The organism is Iodobacter sp., assembly GCF_025352645.1.
Taxonomy (GTDB): Bacteria; Pseudomonadota; Gammaproteobacteria; order Burkholderiales; family Chitinibacteraceae; genus Iodobacter.
In genome coordinates this window covers 13,945-31,869 of the sequence record NZ_JANXSO010000161.1, presented here as the reverse complement: position 1 = coordinate 31,869, position 17,925 = coordinate 13,945, and the positions used below count along the sequence as shown (strand labels likewise).

At 49.8% G+C, this 17,925-nt stretch carries 22 protein-coding genes; 18 read left to right on the top strand and 4 right to left on the bottom strand.

The annotated features are described in order from the left end of the window. Positions 1 to 75 precede the first annotated feature (75 nt). A complete protein-coding gene (locus Q0R17_RS17795) occupies positions 76 to 930 on the top strand; it encodes an energy transducer TonB (RefSeq protein ID WP_293937471.1) in 855 nt (284 codons plus the stop codon). Beyond that, positions 930 to 1,451, top strand: a complete 522-nt coding sequence (gene ruvC, locus Q0R17_RS17790) for a crossover junction endodeoxyribonuclease RuvC (RefSeq protein WP_293937468.1) — start codon at positions 930 to 932, stop codon at positions 1,449 to 1,451. Before Q0R17_RS17795 ends, ruvC begins: the two co-directional genes overlap by 1 nt. Before the next feature lie 75 nt (positions 1,452 to 1,526). Here ruvC and Q0R17_RS17785 read toward each other — a convergent pair whose 3' ends face one another. After that, the gene (locus tag Q0R17_RS17785) at positions 1,527 to 2,252 is read right to left on the bottom strand and encodes an ABC transporter substrate-binding protein (protein WP_293937465.1); all 726 of its coding nucleotides are present in this window, start codon (positions 2,250 to 2,252) and stop codon (positions 1,527 to 1,529) included. A 34-nt stretch (positions 2,253 to 2,286) separates the two neighbouring features. On the opposite strand from Q0R17_RS17785, the gene ruvA reads away from it, so the two are divergent. The 14 genes from ruvA to queC all read left to right on the top strand — a co-directional run bounded on the left by ruvA (position 2,287) and on the right by queC (position 13,087). Next, positions 2,287 to 2,886, top strand: coding sequence for a Holliday junction branch migration protein RuvA (ruvA, locus tag Q0R17_RS17780; protein WP_293937462.1), 600 nt, complete (start codon positions 2,287 to 2,289; stop codon positions 2,884 to 2,886). Further along, on the top strand, positions 2,887 to 3,504 hold the full coding sequence (locus Q0R17_RS17775; protein ID WP_293937459.1) for a phosphatase PAP2 family protein: 618 nt from the start codon (positions 2,887 to 2,889) through the stop codon (positions 3,502 to 3,504). After that, positions 3,501 to 4,532, top strand: a complete 1,032-nt coding sequence (ruvB, locus tag Q0R17_RS17770; RefSeq protein WP_293937456.1) for a Holliday junction branch migration DNA helicase RuvB — start codon at positions 3,501 to 3,503, stop codon at positions 4,530 to 4,532. Before Q0R17_RS17775 ends, ruvB begins: the two co-directional genes overlap by 4 nt. A gap of 23 nt (positions 4,533 to 4,555) precedes the next feature. After that, positions 4,556 to 4,906 (top strand): nuclear transport factor 2 family protein, encoded by a 351-nt coding sequence (locus tag Q0R17_RS17765; protein ID WP_293937453.1) that lies wholly within the window; start codon positions 4,556 to 4,558, stop codon positions 4,904 to 4,906. Between the two features lie 92 nt (positions 4,907 to 4,998). Then, positions 4,999 to 5,697, top strand: a complete 699-nt coding sequence (tolQ, locus tag Q0R17_RS17760) for a protein TolQ (protein ID WP_293937450.1) — start codon at positions 4,999 to 5,001, stop codon at positions 5,695 to 5,697. Continuing rightward, complete coding sequence (tolR, locus tag Q0R17_RS17755; protein ID WP_293937448.1) at positions 5,697 to 6,104, top strand: protein TolR; 408 nt, start codon at positions 5,697 to 5,699, stop codon at positions 6,102 to 6,104. Before tolQ ends, tolR begins: the two co-directional genes overlap by 1 nt. Position 6,105: 1 nt before the next feature. Next, positions 6,106 to 6,996: an energy transducer TonB gene (locus tag Q0R17_RS17750; protein ID WP_293937445.1), complete on the top strand. Its 891-nt coding sequence runs from the start codon at positions 6,106 to 6,108 to the stop codon at positions 6,994 to 6,996. 90 nt (positions 6,997 to 7,086) lie between these two features. Further along, on the top strand, positions 7,087 to 8,358 hold the full coding sequence (tolB, locus tag Q0R17_RS17745; RefSeq protein ID WP_293937443.1) for a Tol-Pal system beta propeller repeat protein TolB: 1,272 nt from the start codon (positions 7,087 to 7,089) through the stop codon (positions 8,356 to 8,358). 98 nt (positions 8,359 to 8,456) lie between these two features. Further along, complete coding sequence (pal, locus tag Q0R17_RS17740) at positions 8,457 to 9,002, top strand: peptidoglycan-associated lipoprotein Pal (protein WP_293937441.1); 546 nt, start codon at positions 8,457 to 8,459, stop codon at positions 9,000 to 9,002. 97 nt (positions 9,003 to 9,099) lie between these two features. Further along, entirely contained in the window at positions 9,100 to 9,828 is a 729-nt protein-coding gene (locus tag Q0R17_RS17735; RefSeq protein WP_293937440.1) for a YbgF trimerization domain-containing protein, read from the top strand. A gap of 178 nt (positions 9,829 to 10,006) precedes the next feature. Beyond that, a complete protein-coding gene (gene queE / locus Q0R17_RS17730) occupies positions 10,007 to 10,651 on the top strand; it encodes a 7-carboxy-7-deazaguanine synthase QueE (RefSeq protein ID WP_293937438.1) in 645 nt (214 codons plus the stop codon). Between the two features lie 11 nt (positions 10,652 to 10,662). Beyond that, positions 10,663 to 11,970: a chloride channel protein gene (locus Q0R17_RS17725; protein WP_293937435.1), complete on the top strand. Its 1,308-nt coding sequence runs from the start codon at positions 10,663 to 10,665 to the stop codon at positions 11,968 to 11,970. Positions 11,971 to 11,974: 4 nt separating this feature from the next. Then, on the top strand, positions 11,975 to 12,376 hold the full coding sequence (locus Q0R17_RS17720; RefSeq protein ID WP_293937432.1) for a hypothetical protein: 402 nt from the start codon (positions 11,975 to 11,977) through the stop codon (positions 12,374 to 12,376). A gap of 27 nt (positions 12,377 to 12,403) precedes the next feature. Beyond that, positions 12,404 to 13,087, top strand: a complete 684-nt coding sequence (gene queC, locus Q0R17_RS17715) for a 7-cyano-7-deazaguanine synthase QueC (RefSeq protein ID WP_293937430.1) — start codon at positions 12,404 to 12,406, stop codon at positions 13,085 to 13,087. Between the two features lie 488 nt (positions 13,088 to 13,575). Here the strand turns inward: queC and hemB are convergent, their stop codons facing one another. Next, positions 13,576 to 14,580, bottom strand: a complete 1,005-nt coding sequence (gene hemB / locus Q0R17_RS17710; RefSeq protein WP_293937427.1) for a porphobilinogen synthase — start codon at positions 14,578 to 14,580, stop codon at positions 13,576 to 13,578. 175 nt (positions 14,581 to 14,755) lie between these two features. Further along, positions 14,756 to 16,009: a D-amino acid dehydrogenase gene (locus Q0R17_RS17705; RefSeq protein ID WP_293937425.1), complete on the bottom strand. Its 1,254-nt coding sequence runs from the start codon at positions 16,007 to 16,009 to the stop codon at positions 14,756 to 14,758. 315 nt (positions 16,010 to 16,324) lie between these two features. On the opposite strand from Q0R17_RS17705, the gene Q0R17_RS17700 reads away from it, so the two are divergent. Then, on the top strand, positions 16,325 to 16,873 hold the full coding sequence (locus Q0R17_RS17700) for a TetR/AcrR family transcriptional regulator (RefSeq protein ID WP_293937423.1): 549 nt from the start codon (positions 16,325 to 16,327) through the stop codon (positions 16,871 to 16,873). 71 nt (positions 16,874 to 16,944) lie between these two features. After that, positions 16,945 to 17,418 (top strand): HPP family protein, encoded by a 474-nt coding sequence (locus Q0R17_RS17695; RefSeq protein WP_293937422.1) that lies wholly within the window; start codon positions 16,945 to 16,947, stop codon positions 17,416 to 17,418. Here the strand turns inward: Q0R17_RS17695 and Q0R17_RS17690 are convergent. Further along, positions 17,415 to 17,870: a GNAT family N-acetyltransferase gene (locus tag Q0R17_RS17690; protein WP_293937420.1), complete on the bottom strand. Its 456-nt coding sequence runs from the start codon at positions 17,868 to 17,870 to the stop codon at positions 17,415 to 17,417. The two genes, Q0R17_RS17695 and Q0R17_RS17690, sit on opposite strands and share 4 nt — an antisense overlap. Positions 17,871 to 17,925 lie beyond the last annotated feature (55 nt).

Sequence of the window (17,925 nt, the reverse complement as noted above, 5' to 3'; positions counted from 1 at the left end):
TTTTAGCAGCAAGTGAGTATCCAGCGCTGTGCTACACTCCCGCGATTAAAAATCTTAAGTATGTACGGGCTAAAAATGGATAGAGCGCAACGTTTTATGGCTCTGGGCGTCATGTTATCGATACTGGCCCATGCCGTTCCAATTTTTGGCATGAAGTTTGTAATGCCCGACCCTAAAACACTCTTTTCTGCACAGCCACTTGAAGTAGTATTGGTTAATCAGCGCACTCTACAAGACGCGCTTAAAGCCGATGCACTTGCCCAAGCCAACCTTAATGGTGGTGGCAATACCGATGTGGCCAATCAGCACGTTAAATCGCCTTTACCTGCCAATGATAATTTGCCATCTAAAGAAGTGGAACGAGTTAAAGAGCAACAAAAGAAACTTGAAGCTGATGCAGAAAAACTCATGCTGCAGCTCAAAGCCGACACCCATATTGCACAAGACCTAGGCAAAAGCACGCAAGTGGCGGATACCGGCCAAGATAGCGAGCAATTAAAACAACAAGCGCGTGAAATTGCCGGTTTAGCGGCACAAATCAGCAAGCAAACCAGTGCTTATCAAAGCCGGCCTCGTATGGCCTTTATTGGTGCAAGGGCGCGTGAATATCGTTTTGCCCGCTATGTTGAAGATTGGCGGATGAAAATGGAGCGCGTCGGTGCGCTCACCTACCCGCTAGATGGGCAAGGCAATAAAATGTATGGCCGTTTATTGGTTTCAGTAGAAATTGATGCCAATGGCAATGTGCGTAAAGCAGAAATCAGCAAGTCTTCGGGAAATAAGGAGCTGGATGCTGCCGCATTACGCATCGTAAAAATGGCCGCGCCCTTTGGTAAGTTTCCTGATGAGATTCGTAAAGACACCGATGTCATTAGCATCAGCCGCACTTGGACCTTTGCCAAGGGCGATACCGTTTTAGGCAACGATTAATGCGTATTCTAGGAATTGACCCCGGTTCTAGAGTAACCGGCTTTGGTGTGATTGATGTCGATGGACAAAACCGAACGTATGTCGCTTCAGGCTGTATTCGCACCCCTGGCGGGGAATTGGCCGCCCGCATCAAATCTATTTTGCGTGGCATTGCAGAGGTGGTTGAAACCTATAAGCCTGATATTGCCGCGGTTGAAATTGTGTTTGTAAACGTCAACCCACAATCCACATTAATGCTAGGCCAGGCGCGGGGCGCGGCGATGTCGGCGCTAGTATTGGCTAATTTGCCTATCGGCGAATATACCGCGCTGCAAGTCAAACAAGCCGTGGTGGGTAATGGTCACGCCGATAAAGAGCAAGTCAGCCAAATGGTGCAACGCATGCTACGTCTAAACGGTGCACCGCAATCTGACGCTGCCGACGCGCTTGCCGTTGCCCTCACCCACGCCCAGCACGATAGCGGCGCGATGAAGCAACTCGCCAGCTTAGGCCTCACTATTAAACGTGGGCGGCTAGCTTAATTATTAACAAATGTAGGGGCGCTGCTTGCTGCGCCTAGGCTGAAATGGGTGCTGCTTGCCGCGCCCCTGCAGCGTTTAAGATTGCCAAGCGCTTTGAACCTTTACGCGGCAAGATGGCAGTTGGGCATTAAAGCGGGATAAGAAATCAGGCTCTTCTTTTAATAAATGATGCGAAAAATACACGCCTAACGGTTTATCTTCTTGTAATTCAGAGCGTACTTTTTGCTCTACATGGGCCAAATGAATCGCCTCATTCATGGCCAAATCACTGGCCAGCACCGCATCCACTCGGCCAGCAAGCAGCATTTTTAATAGCTGATCATGTGCTGGCGGCGTGGCATAAATGCGATAACCAGCATTTTTTAACCACGTCAGCATATTGGAACCAAAATAAGCCCCTACCGTTGCAGAAAGGCGAAATTCCTCGCTCAAAGGTTTGGCCAAGCTTTCGGAGCGAAAATACCAACGCCACTGCTGTGGAGCAATCATTTGCGAAAGCGTCGCGTAGCGATCTCGCTCACTATTTTGTGAAGCAGAGAAAAACCCATCCGCCTCGCCCAATTCAACGAGGTTTTGTGCGCGCTTCCAAGGCACAAACTTGATATCCACAGAGCGCTGTAACTTAATCATTACACAGCGTACCGTCTCCAAAGCAATTCCGCTCTGGCGGCCATCCATTTGCTGATTGCTATAGGGTAATTGTTGCTGCGTCAGCAATCGAACAGGCGCTGCATGGACTTGCAGCACACAGACCCAGCAAAAAATACCTAACGTCCAATTCGTCAAGCTAATCTCAGGCATTTATACTCCCCGCTTTCCTTTAGAGATGCACATCATGATCGGACGCCTTTCCGGAACCCTGATCGAAAAACAGCCCCCACAAATTGTGATTGAAACCAATGGCGTGGGCTACGAAGTAGATGTGCCAATGAGCACGTTTTATGTGCTGCCCCACCTAGGGCAACCAGTAGGCTTATTTATTCACATGGTTGTTCGTGAAGATGCACAACTTTTATATGGCTTTGCCACCAAACCAGAACGCGATACGTTCCGCTCACTCATTAAAGTAAGCGGTATTGGCGCAAAAATTGCGCTGGCTATTTTATCTGGCATGAATGCAGACGAGCTGGCACAAGCCATTGCCGCAGAAGACCTTGTTCGCCTTTCTAAAGTGCCTGGAATTGGTAAAAAAACCGCAGAAAGATTGGTGCTCGAGCTACGAGGTAAGCTAAACAACCTACCTATTATGACTGCTGTAAGCGATAAAAGCGCACTGTTTCAAACGCCTGCATCAAATAAAGATGATGTGCACCATGCATTAATTGCCTTAGGTTATAGCGAACGCGAAGCCAGTAGCGCGGTCAAAGAGCTCGCGACGGATGTTGATGTGTCTGATGGCATTCGACGTGCCCTTAAACAACTGGTTAAAATTTAAATGCGAACACTGGCTATCACCGCCCTTGCCGGCACCCTTATTTTTATTATTCTGGCCGCAGCTTTAGGTACTCCGCAGCTCAATGCATTCGATGATGCTATCGGCAACGCGCTTTACGGTGGCCCTCAAGCCTTCATTACGGCAAGCAAAGTGTTAGCTTGGTTTGGCAGCGCATTTGGATCCCTGCTACTGGCTGCACTGATTAGTGCCGGCATCTGGAGAAAAACCCGCCAACGCTGGGATGCGATCGGCCTTCCCTTGGCTATTTTAAGCGGCTGGGTACTGAATGCCCTGCTCAAATTTACCATTCTGCGCCCAAGGCCTAGCCTAGAATTCTTAGCCTCCGCCCACGGCCCATCGTTTCCCAGTGGCCACGCCATGAGCGCTTGGATTATGTCTTTTGTATTAGCCATCATCGCCACTCACTACCGCCCCCAGCAACGTAGCCTTTGGTTTAGCATCGCCTTTTGTGCCGCGATATTGGGCGGCTTGGCTAGGCTAGTGCTGGGTGTACACCATTTCTCCGATATCATTGCAGGCTTTAGTGTTGCCAGCGTTGTAGTGCTGGCTTATTGCTACGCCACAAGCCGCTTTACCCGACTGGATTGCCTGCCATGATCGAAACTGATGCGCTCTCTTCTGCGCCTGCTGATCGCTTGATCAGCAGCAAAAAAATGTCGACGCAAGAAGAGAAACAAGAACACGCGCTGCGGCCTAAATTACTTGACGAATACGTGGGCCAAGCCAAGGCGCGTGGGCAATTAGAAATTTTTATTGAAGCCGCAAAAAAACGCGGTGAAGCGCTCGATCACGTTTTACTATTTGGCCCGCCGGGCCTTGGCAAAACCACGCTGGCGCATATTATCTCCCGCGAGCTGGGGGTAAATCTGCGCCAAACCTCCGGCCCCGTACTGGAGCGGGCGGGTGATTTAGCGGCAATTTTGACGAATCTAGAGCCACACGATGTATTGTTTATCGATGAAATCCACCGTCTAAGCCCCGTAGTAGAAGAAATTCTCTACCCAGCGCTAGAAGATTTTCAGCTCGATTTAATGATAGGCGAAGGCCCCGCTGCTCGATCGGTAAAGCTCGACCTACCGCCATTTACCTTGATTGGTGCCACCACCCGCGCAGGCATGCTGACCAATCCGCTACGCGATCGATTTGGCATTGTGGCAAGGCTAGAGTTTTACACTCCAGAAGAACTAACCCGCATCACGACACGTTCGGCACAATTACTCAAGGTGAATATCGCACCTGACGGTGCCTTCGAAATTGCGCGAAGATCACGGGGTACGCCGCGTATTGCCAATCGCCTGCTACGCCGCGTGAGGGATTACGCCGAAGTACGCGCCGACGGCCATGTCACCCGTGAAGTAGCCGACGCAGCGCTATCAATGCTCGATGTCGATCACGCAGGGCTGGATGTCATGGATAGGAAGCTTTTATCTGCCATCTTAGAAAAATTTGCGGGTGGCCCAGTGGGGCTAGATAACGTAGCGGCAGCCATTGGTGAATCAAGCGATACCATTGAAGACGTAATTGAGCCTTACTTGATTCAACAAGGCTTTTTACAAAGAACACCACGCGGCAGGATTGCTACACTGTCTGCATACGAGCATTTTGGCTTTACACCCAAAGATTGATTTAAATATTGTCAGGGTTTGCGATGAAACAACGCATCACAGCAGAAGAAGTGGTTCAAGGCCAGCTTGATGCCTACAACGCACACGATTTAGAGCGCTTTGTGGCTTGGTACGCTGAATCAGTGCTTGTTTATCATGCTGGCAAAGCGGAACCTATCCTTCATGGCCGAGCAGCCCTAGCTGCGCACTATGCATCGAAGCGCTTCAACCTGCCGAACCTCCATGCTGAGCTGTTAAACCGCATGGTGATTGGCAATAAAGTGATCGACCACGAGCGGGTGGTAGGTGTGGGCGAGCATCCTATTGAAGTTGCCGCCGCCTACGAAGTCATTGATGAAAGTATTCAGCGAGTTTGGTTTTTTAACCCAAGCTAAGATAGTGTTTCATGCCGCAAAGCTTCAAATACACGTAGCTTTACTTTGACAACACGGCGAGCCAACACCCGCCTTTAAGAATGCAAGGAATAATGAAAGTGGACGTTGCTGCAGCAAATCAAGATTTATCAATTATCACTTTAGTCTTACACGCCAGCCCTGTAGTACAAGCGGTGATGGGGCTGCTGCTGATCATGTCATTTATGTCTTGGTGGTATATTTTCAGCAAGCATTTCTCCATTTCTCACGCCAGAAAACAAACCGAAGATTTTGAAAATCGTTTCTGGAATGGCGCAGACCTTGCCACACTCTACGATCAAGTACGCCGTGGCCAAACGCTGGGCATGGAGAAAATCTTTCAAGCAGGCTTTGGCGAATTCTTAAAACTACGCCAACGTGCCGGTGAGCGCGGCAATATGGAATTATCTGACGTCATGGAAGGCAGCCGTCGCGCCATGCGTGCCGCCTGCCAGCGTGAACTAGATGAGCTAGACGCGCATACCGCGTTTTTAGCCACAGTTGGCTCCATCAGCCCCTATATCGGCCTATTTGGTACGGTGTGGGGCATTATGAATGCCTTTACCGGCCTTGCTAACGTGGGCCAAGCCACCTTAGCCACCGTTGCCCCCGGCATTGCCGAAGCGCTAGTCGCTACCGCGATTGGTCTATTTGCAGCCATTCCTGCTGTGGTGGCCTATAACCGCTTTGCCAATGACGTAGACAAACTAGCCAACCGCTTTGATACCTTTATCGAAGAGTTTTCAAATATCTTGCAACGTCAGGTGAAATAATGGCTCGCCGCGCACGCAGGATTAAAAACGAGATTAATGTTGTTCCCTATATCGACGTGATGCTGGTTTTGCTGGTGATCTTTATGGTGGCCACGCCCATGATGCAGCAAGGTGTGGTGAATCTGCCCACCGTTGGCAAATCTGATCAAGAAGTAACTGTAGCCCCGCTGCGCGTGGAAATTGATGCAGCTGGTGCAATAAAGCTGCACGATAAAGAAGAAAGCAGCGATCTAGCCGATCTAAAAGCGCTCGTCGCCAGCGTGCAGGCCAAACAAGCCATCACTCCCAATCGCCCCGTGGTAATTGCTGCAGATAAATCCATCCGTTACGAGCAGGTCATGAATGCGATGGACGCATTAAAACAGGCCAATATTGCCCGAGTTGGCCTGCTCGTTCAGCCGAAGTGATATGAGACAAACCGTATATCGCAATGAGCATCGCAAGCTAGCCTTTGTGCTGGCGGCGGCTATGCACCTGCTGCTGCTGCTCGGCTTATTGCTCTCCATGAATTGGCAAACTAAAAAGCAAGAACCCGTTGTGGTTGAGCTATGGGGTGGCCCACCAGCAACCAGCCAGCAAACAACACCTGCAGTAGAAACGCCTCCACCCAAAACACCTAAGCAGGAGCATAAGCCAGAGCCAAAACCTGAGCCTTTGCCTGAGAAACCTGCTGAGATTGCCATTGCAAAAATAAAACCAACACTGGCACCACGGCCAACACCGACACCAACCCCTAAACCAACAGCTGCGCCTAAGGCCACGCCAGTGCCGACGCCTATACCTACTCTGCCGCCTAAAGTCAGTGTAAAACCAACGGCTGCCCCTGTTGCGAAGCCCACTACCGCTCCCAATCCGAAAGCAAAGAATAACAAATCGGAAATGAATTCTATTTTATCAGTCGACAGTTTATTAGAGCCAAGCAAACCAGGAGCCAAACCTAGCGGCAAAGGCAATAACCCCAATTCAACCGTCAATACTGGCCCAGGCTCGGGCAGCGGTAATAGCCCCATAGCTAGCAAAGGCTTGGCTGACTATCGCAGTAAAGTGTCGCAACTGATTCGATCCAAATTGGTTTATCCCAACCCTAAGGGCAACCCATCCGCAGAGTTCAAAATCAATCTGCTGCCCAACGGCGAGATTCAAGAAGTCACGTTGCTCAAATCAAGTGGCGAAACAATGTACGACGAGGCCGCAAAACGTGCCATTTTGGCCTTACAACGTATGCCTCCCCTGCCTGATGGGCAGGCATTTAGTGGTGATATGCGCAATATTAAAATATTGTTCCGTTTGAATGATTAGAGCCCAATCTCTCAAAAAAATACGGCAAGCCGCCTTCGGCACAGCGCCCCGTTAACCGAATGCAATAGCCATTTATGGAGAACACCAATAATGCTTTGGCGTAAACTTTTTAAGCTACTGACCGCAAGCTTGCTACTAAGCAGTGTGGCTCATGCGGATATGACCATTGATGTAGTTGGCGTAGGCGCATCGCAATACCCTATCGCCATCGCCCCATTTCAAAATGAAAACCAACAAAAACAAGCGCTCACGCCGGTTATTAACGATGACTTAACGCGTAGCGGGCTGTTTAAAGTGATTGGTGCAGGCGATCTATCGCCCGTGCCATTTGCACCAGAGCAAGTCAATTACACAACGGCTCTGGCAAAAGGTGCACAAACCATGGCCATCGGCCGAGTCACGCCTGATGCGGGTGGCTTTAAGGTGCAATTTTGGCTCATTGATTTGGCGAGCAAAAAACCACTGATTAGCTGGGAGCGCAAAGCCACAGCTGGGCAAATGCGCCGAGTGGCGCATCAAATTGCCGACCTAATTTATCAGCAAATCACTGGCCAGCCTGGTGCGTTTAATTCACGGATCGCCTATGTGCTTAAACAAGGCGCACGCTTTGAGCTACAGGTATCTGATGCTGACGGCTTTGGCTCGCAAGCCATCTTAGTTTCCAAACAACCCATCATGTCGCCAAAATGGTCACCAGATGGTGGCAAATTGGCCTATGTTTCTTTTGAAGATCAAAAACCCGTGGTATATGTGCACGAGTTGGCTTCTGGACGACGCTGGAAAGCCGCTGGTTTTAAGGGCAGCAACTACGCTCCAGCGTGGTCGCCCAATGGCCGTGAGTTAGCGGTAGTGCTCACCCAAAGTGGCAGTTCACAAATTTACCTCGTTAACACCGATGGTAGCGATTTACGCCAACTCAGCCGAGGCGGTGAAATCAATACCGAACCTGCGTTTTCACCTGATGGCCGCTTTATTTACTTCACCTCTGATCGCGGTGGCAGCCCACAAATTTATCGCATGAACAGCAATGGTAGTAATACAGAACGAGTAAGCTTTCAGGGTAGTTACAATAGCTCTGCCAAGCTCAGCCCAGATGGTAAAAATTTAACCTTTATCACCCGTGATGGTGGCTACCGAGTCGCTATTATGGATTTGAGTACACGCCAAGTTCAAACACTTACCGACTCCGGCGCAGACGATTCACCGAGCTTTGCACCAAACGGGCAAATGATTTTATATGAAGCAAAAACAGGTGGCCGAGGAGTACTGGCAGCTGTTTCAAGTGATGGAAGAGTCAAACAGCGCCTTAGAGCGCAAGCAGGAGATGTAAGACAGCCCGCATGGGGACCCGTTTTACGGTAAAGATACCACTTACGGAACTTATGCCAAGCTGAATGTCATATGACCAAAGTTTGGATTTATTTGATTTCTTTACGATGTAAGATCTAAGGAAGAATACAATGAAAAAAGTAGCGCTTAGTTTAATCATGACTGCCCTGCTCGCCGCTTGCGCCAGCACCCCAGTACCTAAAACTCCGGCAGATACTAGCGGCTCAACCAGTTCAAACACGACAACACAACCATCAACCAACCCAAGCACAGTTGATCTAACCCAAGGCCAGACAAAGTCTTTTACCGAGCTAACAGATCCAAACAATATCCTGTCTAGCCGCCGTGTATATTTTGATTTTGATTCCTTTATTGTGCGCCCAGATTTCCATGAGCTGGTTCAAGCTCATGCTAAATACCTAAACACCCATAAAGACGCAAAAATCATCTTGCAAGGCCACACCGATGAGCGCGGCACTGCAGAATACAACTTAGCCTTGGGCCAAAAGCGTGCAGATTCTGTACGTAAAATGCTGAATGTGCTGGGTGTACCAGATAGCCAGATCGAAACAGTGAGCTTTGGTGAAGAGCGCCCACTTGAAGCAGGCGATAGCGATGCGATTCGCGAACGTAATCGTCGTGCTGAAATCGTTTACAACGGTGAAGCGGCTCAATAGTCACTTGCTGCTGATATAAAAAACGCATAGGCTTTGCCACGGACGGGCTAGACTCGTCCGTGTTTCCCCTTCTCACTTCAAATCAGACCATCAATCTATGAAACGAATTGCTACTCTGCTTCTGCTTGCTTTCTCTATTCAGGCTCATGCTGGTCTTTTTGATGACAACGTAGCACGTCAGCAATTAAATGATCTGCGTGATGCTCAAGCTCAAGCTCAAAAGAAAAACGACGAGCGCTTAATGCAATTAGAGGCGGGCAATGGCCGTTCAATTGAATTACTTGGCCAGCTAGAAAAACTACGTCAAGAACTCTCCACTTTGCGTGGTCAGAATGAAGTGCTGCAATTTAACTTAGATGAAGCCGCCAAGCGTCAGAAAGATCTCTATACCGATCTGGATGCGCGGATGCGTGCGATGGAGCTGGCAAAAGTAGAAAGCAAAGCCGCCGCCGTGGTTTCAGAACAACAGCAATTAGACGATATCGTACAGCTAAGCCGCACGGGCAAGCACAAAGAAGCCATTTTAGGGTTTCAAAAATTTATTACAGATAACAGCAGCAGCGCGCTAGTCTCTACAGCATGGTATTGGATGGGCACGAGCCAAACCGCCTTAAAAGGGTTTAAAGGCGCACAAAATTCGTTTCAACAGGTACTGGCTAGTAATGATGAAACCCGTGCTCCCGATGCGCTATTTGGCTTAGCGATTGTAGCCAATGCTCAGGGGGATAAAAAGTCCTCACGCAAATACTTATTACAGCTTATCGAAAAGTATCCACAGGCAGAAAAAGCCGCAGCGGCCAAAAAGGCATTATTAGCCACCGACTAAACGTCACAAACTCCATCACTCAAGGCTAAAACTGAGTAAAATCACATTGAATTGGAGTACGCTAAAACACAGCACGCTTTTCTAAATGTAAACACGCAGTATTATTTCCTCGGCGTCACCGAATGGGTTGACGCCGTTTTTATTTCCACCGGACTGTTCTCCGGCCAGGAGCATTATCTTGAAAGACGCATTACGCATTACCGAAATCTTCTGCTCATTGCAGGGTGAAACCACCCGTATGGGCCTGCCTACCGTGTTTGTCCGCCTCACTGGCTGTCCGTTGCGCTGTGGCTATTGCGACAGCGCCTATGCTTTTACCGGCGGTGAAACCCAATCGTTTCAAACTATCCTTGATAAGATTGCCTCATTTAACACCCACCATATCTGCATAACGGGTGGCGAGCCACTGGCGCAAAAAGGCGTGCATGAACTAATGCGCTTGCTTTGCGATGCGGGCTATTCACTCAGCCTAGAAACCAGTGGCGCTTTATCGATTGCAGATGTGGACCCGCGCGTTTCCCGCATTCTGGATATCAAAACCCCAGGCTCGGGTGAATTAGCCAAGATGCACTGGGAAAACCTTGATCACGTGAATAAAGCAGACGAAATCAAGTTTGTTTTATGCGATCGTGGCGATTACGAATGGGCGCGCGATTTAATCCGCGAGCGTCGTTTAGAAACGCTGGCCCCAGTGCTCATGTCACCGGTATGGGAAACACTGCAACCCGCCAACCTTGCTGCTTGGGTACTGGAAGATCATTTGCCCGTGCGGGTACAGGTGCAACTACACAAAATACTCTGGGGTGAACGTCCCGGCGTTTAACAGGCAAGCACATGTATTGGAAACGCTGGCTAGTACGCATAAAACACTTACCAGAGCGCAGCCGCGCCACGCTGGCACTCTGGTTTGGTGCTGCCTTAGTGGGCCTTGTAGCAGTTGTTCTGGCCAAGGCGGCTGATGGTGCCCTGGGCATATTCCATAGTCTTAGCCAGCGCTGGGCGTGGTGGCCTTTTTTTGCCTTACCCTTTGGTGGCATGGCCATACGCTGGCTGATGCAAAGAATTGGCAAGGGCTCTGAAGGCAGCGGTATTCCACAGGCGATGGCGGCATTGCAAGTAACCGATCAGCCCACCATCATCCAGCAATTACTTAGCATCCGCATCGCCTGCGCCAAGTTTATTGCCGTGGTTGCTGGCCTTGGATGTGGCTTTGTACTAGGCCGCGAAGGCCCAACGGTACAAATTGGCGCAAGTTTAATGTATGCCTGCCGGCGCTTTATCCCACTATCCGATGCTGTTTTTCGCCGCCAGCTGATTCTGGCAGGCGGAGCCGCTGGGATTGCCGCCGCGTTTAATACGCCACTCGCTGGGATTGTGTTTGCCTTTGAAGAGCTGGCGCGCTCGGTTGAGGAAAAAACCTCGGGTAAATTACTGGGTGCGGTGATTCTGGCGGGGGTGGTTTCTTTAGCAATTCAGGGCGACTACACCTATTTTGGCCGTATCCATGTGCCAGGATTTAATTACAGCATTCTATGGCCAATGTTAATCGTGGCGGTGAGTGCTGGCTTGATTGGCGGCTTTTTTTCTTGGCTATGCGTGCATCAAGATCGCTGGTTGCCCGTAAAAGTAAGGATGTGGCGAGCAACTAGGCCCTATTTATTTATTGCAGCTTGCGGCTTTTTGATTGCCTGCATGGGGCTGGCAGCGCCCATTTTTGGCAGCGGAGCAGAAATCACCAGTGATGTGGTGAGTGGGCATGGCACGATGGCTTGGTACTTTTTGCCGCTGAAGTTTTTAGGCCTGCTGTCCACGTTTCTAACCGGTTTGCCTGGAGGCATTTTTGCCCCATCGCTGTCTATGGGTGCAGGGGTGAGCAGCTGGTTTTTGCCATGGTTTGATAGCAGCATCCATATCAAACTGATCGCCATTGGAATGGCTGCCATGCTGGCCGCAGTAACGCGAGCACCGCTGACCTCGGCCATTATTTTAATTGAGATGACTGACGGGCACACGATGGTGATTTCTATCTTGGCCGCCGCGATGATTTCATCCACCGTGGCACGCCTATTTGGCACCAATCTTTATCATGATTTGGCAGAAAAAGCCTTGCAGCGCTTGGCTCAGCCACAACTTTTAAAGTGATCCTATGCGCTATTTTCTAGCTGTATTTGCCTTGATGGCTACATTTGCTCAGGCAGAGTCCACAGGCCCAGATGGGATGACAGCCGCTCAGCTGGGTGAGTTTTTAAAATCACTGCAAACGGCTGTTGCCAATGGTAATGCCGCCAGCGTGGCTAAGCTGGCCCGCTTTCCCTTGCGAGTTAATCTGCCACATAAAAAAACACTGAAAGCACCGCAATTTATTGCGCAATATTCAAGCATTATCACCCCCAAAGTTAAAGCTGCTGTGCTGGCACAAACCACAGAAACCCTATTTCGTAATAGCAATGGTGCAATGATAGGCAATGGTGAGCTCTGGTTTTCTGGCATTTGCTTGAACAAAGAATGCAGCAAGCAAACCACCAAAATTATCGCCATCAATCCATAAACAACATCTATTTAAATTGAAAATATCATGACCAAAAAACCAGCTGTGATCTTACTATCTGGTGGCCTCGATTCCGCCACCTGCCTTGCCATTGCCAAAGCTGAAGGCTTTGCACCCTATTGCCTGTCTTTTGATTACGGGCAAAAGCATAACGCCGAACTTAAAGCCGCCGCTCGCGTTGCAGAAGCACTGGGCGCAGTTGAGCACCGCATTCTGAAAATTGATTTAGCCGGCTTTGGTGGCTCAGCACTCACCGATGCCAATATTGATGTGCCAGTAGACGGCGGTAAGCCCGGCGAAATCCCCGTAACCTATGTGCCCGCACGCAACACCGTGCTGCTCTCTTACGCGCTGGCTTGGTCAGAAGTACTAAAAGCCGATGATATTTTTATTGGCGTCAATGCCGTGGATTATTCAGGCTACCCAGATTGCCGCCCAGAATATATTGCGTCTTTTCAAGCTATGGCAAGGCTCGCCACCAAGGTGGGAGTAGAAGGCTCAAAGCTCACCATCCACACCCCGCTACTGAAACTCACCAAGGCAGAAATCGCCCAAAAAGGCACCGAGCTAGGCGTGGATTACGCACTCACCGTCACCTGCTACAAAGCCGACGACGACGGCCGCGCCTGCGGCGAATGCGAAGCCTGCCGCCTACGCAGCGCTGGTTTTGCCCATGCTGGGCTGGCTGATCCGACACGGTATCAAAAGTAAGGCTTGCTCGAAGCTTAGCTAGGCGACGGTGTTTGTCGATCGGCGATAGTGCAGTACGCCAGCAAGTAGACGTAAAAAAATCGGCTTCGTGCAAGCACGGAGCCGATTTACAAGAATGCTATACAAGTGGGCTTCACTGCATGTGCGTTAACCGAGCCTAAAAACAATGCTTTTTAGTGCCTTCGGCACATTGATTTAGGTGCGGGCGTCCCGCTGGACCTTCCTTTCTTGCGCGGCCAAGAAACGAAGCCAAGCCGCAACCCCAAAAGCACGAAGGCCCCTCACTGCGGATAACCGGCTCGGCGAAAAAAGCTGCTCGGGAGCAAGCCCGCTACCCCTTTTCCGAAACCCCGAGCCGCTTATTCCTCGCTTCGGCGTGCTTCAAGGGGATTTTTAAGCCCTACGCCAAGATTGTGGATAGTATGTTTTCTTTGTTTGCCAAGAACAAAACAAACCAATTATCTCGTACTGGGCATCCCCCTAAGCAATCACTTCCCCGCCAACCACCGCGCCGCATCCAATGCAAAGTAAGTCAGAATCCCATCTGCACCCGCGCGTTTAAAGGCCATTAAGCTTTCCAGCACCACAGCTTCTTCATTTAACCAGCCGTTTTGTGCGGCGGCTTTGAGCATGGCGTATTCGCCTGACACTTGATAAACAAAAGTCGGTGCGGCGAATTCGTCTTTTACGCGGCGTACCACATCCAAGTAAGGCATACCCGGCTTCACCATCACCATATCTGCGCCCTCGGCCAGATCCAGCGCCACTTCATGCAAGGCTTCGTTCAGATTAGCTGGGTCCATTTGGTAAGTCTTTTTATCGGCCTTGCCCAGATTCGCTGCCGAGCCAACGGCATCGCGGAAAGGGCCATAAAAGGCCGATGCGTACTTAGCCGAGTAGGCCATGATGCGGGTGTGGATAAAATCTTGGGCATCCAAAGCCTTACGAATCGCGCCAATCCGCCCATCCATCATGTCTGACGGCGCAATAATATCGACACCCACCTCAGCATGGCAAAGTGCTTGCTTAACCAGCGCAGCCACGGTTTCTTCATTTAGGACATAACCATTGGCATCAATAATGCCATCCTGACCGTGAATGGTATACGGGTCGAGTGCACCATCTGTGATCAGACCCAGCTCCGGAAAACGTGCTTTTAACTCACGCACTACGCGTGGTACCAAGCCATTTGGGCTCCATGCCTCTGCCGCATCCAGTGTTTTTAAGTCTTGCTCAATCACGGGGAACAATGCCAAAGCAGGTATGCCTAGCTTAACCGCCTGCTCAGCCGTATAAAACAGCTGATCCAGACTCTGACGGCTCACACCAGGCATAGATGCAATCGCCTCTGTGCGATTTTCGCCATCTAAAACAAACACCGGCAAAATCAGATTACTGGCAGAGAGATGATTTTCGCGCATCATGCGGCGGGAAAAATCATCGTGTCGCATACGGCGTAAACGGGTAGTAGGGAACGAGCGATTGCTATGCATAAGGCGCCACCAAACAAATAAGTGCGCTTATTTTAGCGAAGATTCAGAAAGGAAGATTGAGCAATGCTGACAAAACATGAAAAAAATACAAACTGTAGGGTGGGCACGACCTTGTGCCCACGCATTATTAATCTATGCGTGGGCATAAAAACTTGCCCACCCTACATTTAAATAATCAATACCGTGCTAAAGCCAAACCACTGCTTTCAATCTCAGGGGTTTTCTTAGTAATCAAATCCGCCAGCACACGGCCAGAGCCGCAGGCCATGGTCCAGCCGAGTGTACCGTGGCCGGTATTCAGCCACAGATTTGGATACCTTGTACCCCCAACCAGCGGCGTGCCATCCGGTGTCATTGGACGTAAACCCGTCCAAGGCTCGCCCTTACTGGTGTCACCGGCATCAGGGAACAGATCATTGGTGACCATAGCCAGCGTGGCAACGCGGCCCATATCCAGATGCCTATCGTAACCCGCTACTTCAGCCATGCCACCTACACGCAGGCGCGAATCAAAACGAGTCAGCGCAATTTTATAGCTCTCATCCAGCACGGTAGAGCGTGGTGCAGCGTCGGCATTTTTCAAAGGAATAGTGAGTGAATAGCCCTTTACCGGATAAACCGGCAAATCCAAGCCAAGTGGCAAGGCCAAGGCGCGTGATGTGCAGCCTGCGGCCAGCACCACATGATCGGCATTCAATACCTCACCGCCCTTCAGCTGTACTTGCTTAATCTGCTGATTAGCCGCAATCAGGCGCTCAACTGTCACGCCATAGCGGAACACCACACCTGCGGCTTCGCAACGTGCTGCCAGCTTATCGGTAAACATTTTGCAATCACCAGTCTCATCATTTGGCAATTGCAAAGCACCCACTAATTTGCCCGGCACCCGCGCCAAGGCTGGCTCTACTTCAACCAAGCCCTGTGCATCCAGCAAATGATTTGGCACACCAATCGCGCTTAAGATATCTGAATCGCGTTGTGCGGCTTCTAACTGCTTAGCGGTGCGAAACACCTGCAAAGTGCCAAGACTGCGCTGCTCGTACTGCAGATCCAGCTCTTCACGTAAATCACGCAAACAATCACGACTGTATTCAGCCAAGGGCACCATGCGGCCTTTATTACGCTCGTAAGCGCTATGCGTGCAATTGGCCAACATTCTTGCCATCCACGACAGCTGAAACAAGCTACCATCCGGGCGAATTTTGAGCGGGGAATGCGGCTGGGTCAGCCACTTAACAGCTTTCCACGGAATGCCCGGCGCAGCCCAAGGTGCAGCGTAGCCCGGGGATACTTGGCCCGCATTGGCAAAGCTCGTTTCGGTTGCAGGCCCGTCTAGTTGTTCTAGTACGGTGACTTCGCATCCTGCTGCGCGCAGGTAGTGCGCAGTTGCTACGCCGACAACGCCAGCTCCGATTACAATGACTTGCATAGTATTTAATCCTTAACCCACTGGGTGATTTCTGTTTGCAGCTTACCGCTGGGGGATAGGTTCAGCGATAGGTGATTCCCCTTGCATAAGTATATTTGGGTATTTATTCCTTAATCAAATAAATAAAGAAACGATAAACCCTTTTTTTATAAATATCAGCAATTTAATTGCTAATTAAAATGATTAATTAGCATAAGATTTAAATCTAAACGAGCTTGATCCGTTTATAAAGGCTTTATGCCTATTATCTGCCAATAACTTGCCAAAAATAAAAACATACCGTACGATTGGTTTGTATTTTTAGCAGAGCATCCCATGGCAAAGCCAATCACTAGGCAACAACTCATCGAGCAAGCCACCGCCCTTTTTAGGATGAAAGGCTATGCAGCGACCAGCATCGGTGAAATTGTCCAAGCCTGCGGTATTAGCAAGGGCAGTCTCTACCATCACTTTGCCAGCAAAGAAGCACTGGGCTTAGCCACCTTGCAGGAGCTAGAAGCCTATTTTGATGAGCATATCTTTGCCCAAATAAACCCTCATCAGCCCGCCACCAGTCTTGCTGCGTTTAATTTGGCAATTGAGGAGTTTTTTTGGCAGCACCCTAATGGTTGTTTACTCGCCAATTTAAGCTTGGAAATCAGCGCGGGGGAAGGGCCATTTAAGCAGGGCATTCTAGATTTTTTCAGTAAGTGGCAAAGCTGCTACTACCAAGCTTTCAACGATTTTTACCCTAGCAATAAAGCTAAAGCACTTAGCGAAGATGCGCTCGCCATCGTACAAGGCTGCATTTTAATGTATCGCATTAACGGCAATATCGAGCCACTACAGCGCCAGCAGCAAGCGCTACTAAAGCTCTGTGCTTAAACCCTTGCGGCAAAGCTAATATTTAACTACAAAAAACATACCAATCGTTTGGTATCTTCAAAGTGATAAACATGGATAAACAGACTATAAAGCATGCGCTACTTGCTGGATCAGGTGGATTTTTAGCCATTCTACTACTCGCTAGCCTTAGCCAATTTGGCATGGCAGCTTTAATCATGGCGCCGTTTGGTGCTTCTTGTGTACTGCTTTTTGCACTGCCAGACGCGCCACTATCGCAGCCGCGAAACGTGATTGGTGGGCATTTAATCAGCGCCAGCCTAGGGTTTATTTTTTATACATTTGCCCCCAACACGCCTTTATTTGCAGCAATGGCCGTTGGGGTTGCCATTGCTGCCATGGTGTTGAGCAAAACCACTCATCCACCCGCAGGGGCCAATCCGCTGCTATTTTTTCTAGCAGCCAAGCCATTAAGTGCGTGGTTTTTACTCACCCCCGTTGCCAGCGGAGCCATTCTACTGGTGCTGATGGCTACGCTTTACCACCGTGCAACAGGGAAGCCTTATCCCACCGTACGTAAAATTTAAGCCGCCGCAATCAGCATATCGATATGTGGAATATCGTCTTCCAAATATTCCTGCCCAATCGTCACAAAGCCAAACAAGGCATAAAAACCTTGTAAATGCGCTTGCGCACCAATTCGATGGCCTTGCTGTGGGTAAAGCTGGCTAGACATACGCAAGCCCTCAGCAACCAACTTAGACCCAGTGCCACCACGCCTTGCATCTGGATGGGTAATCACGCGGCCTATCGATGGCTCGGCATATTTAAGGCCTGGTGGCACTAGGCGCAAGCTGGCTAAAACGCGGCCCTGTTCATCCAAACCGAGTAAATGTTGAGAAACGGCATCGTATTGATCCATATCGGGATACACGCAGTTTTGCTCAACAATAAACACGTCTTGACGCAATTTTAAATAAGCATAAAGAGTCAGCGGATCAAAATCTGCCAAACCAAACCAACGCCATTGCAGTTCCATCAATGAACCCCCTAAGAAAAAAGGCTGCCGAAGCAGCCTATTTGTACTCATTCCG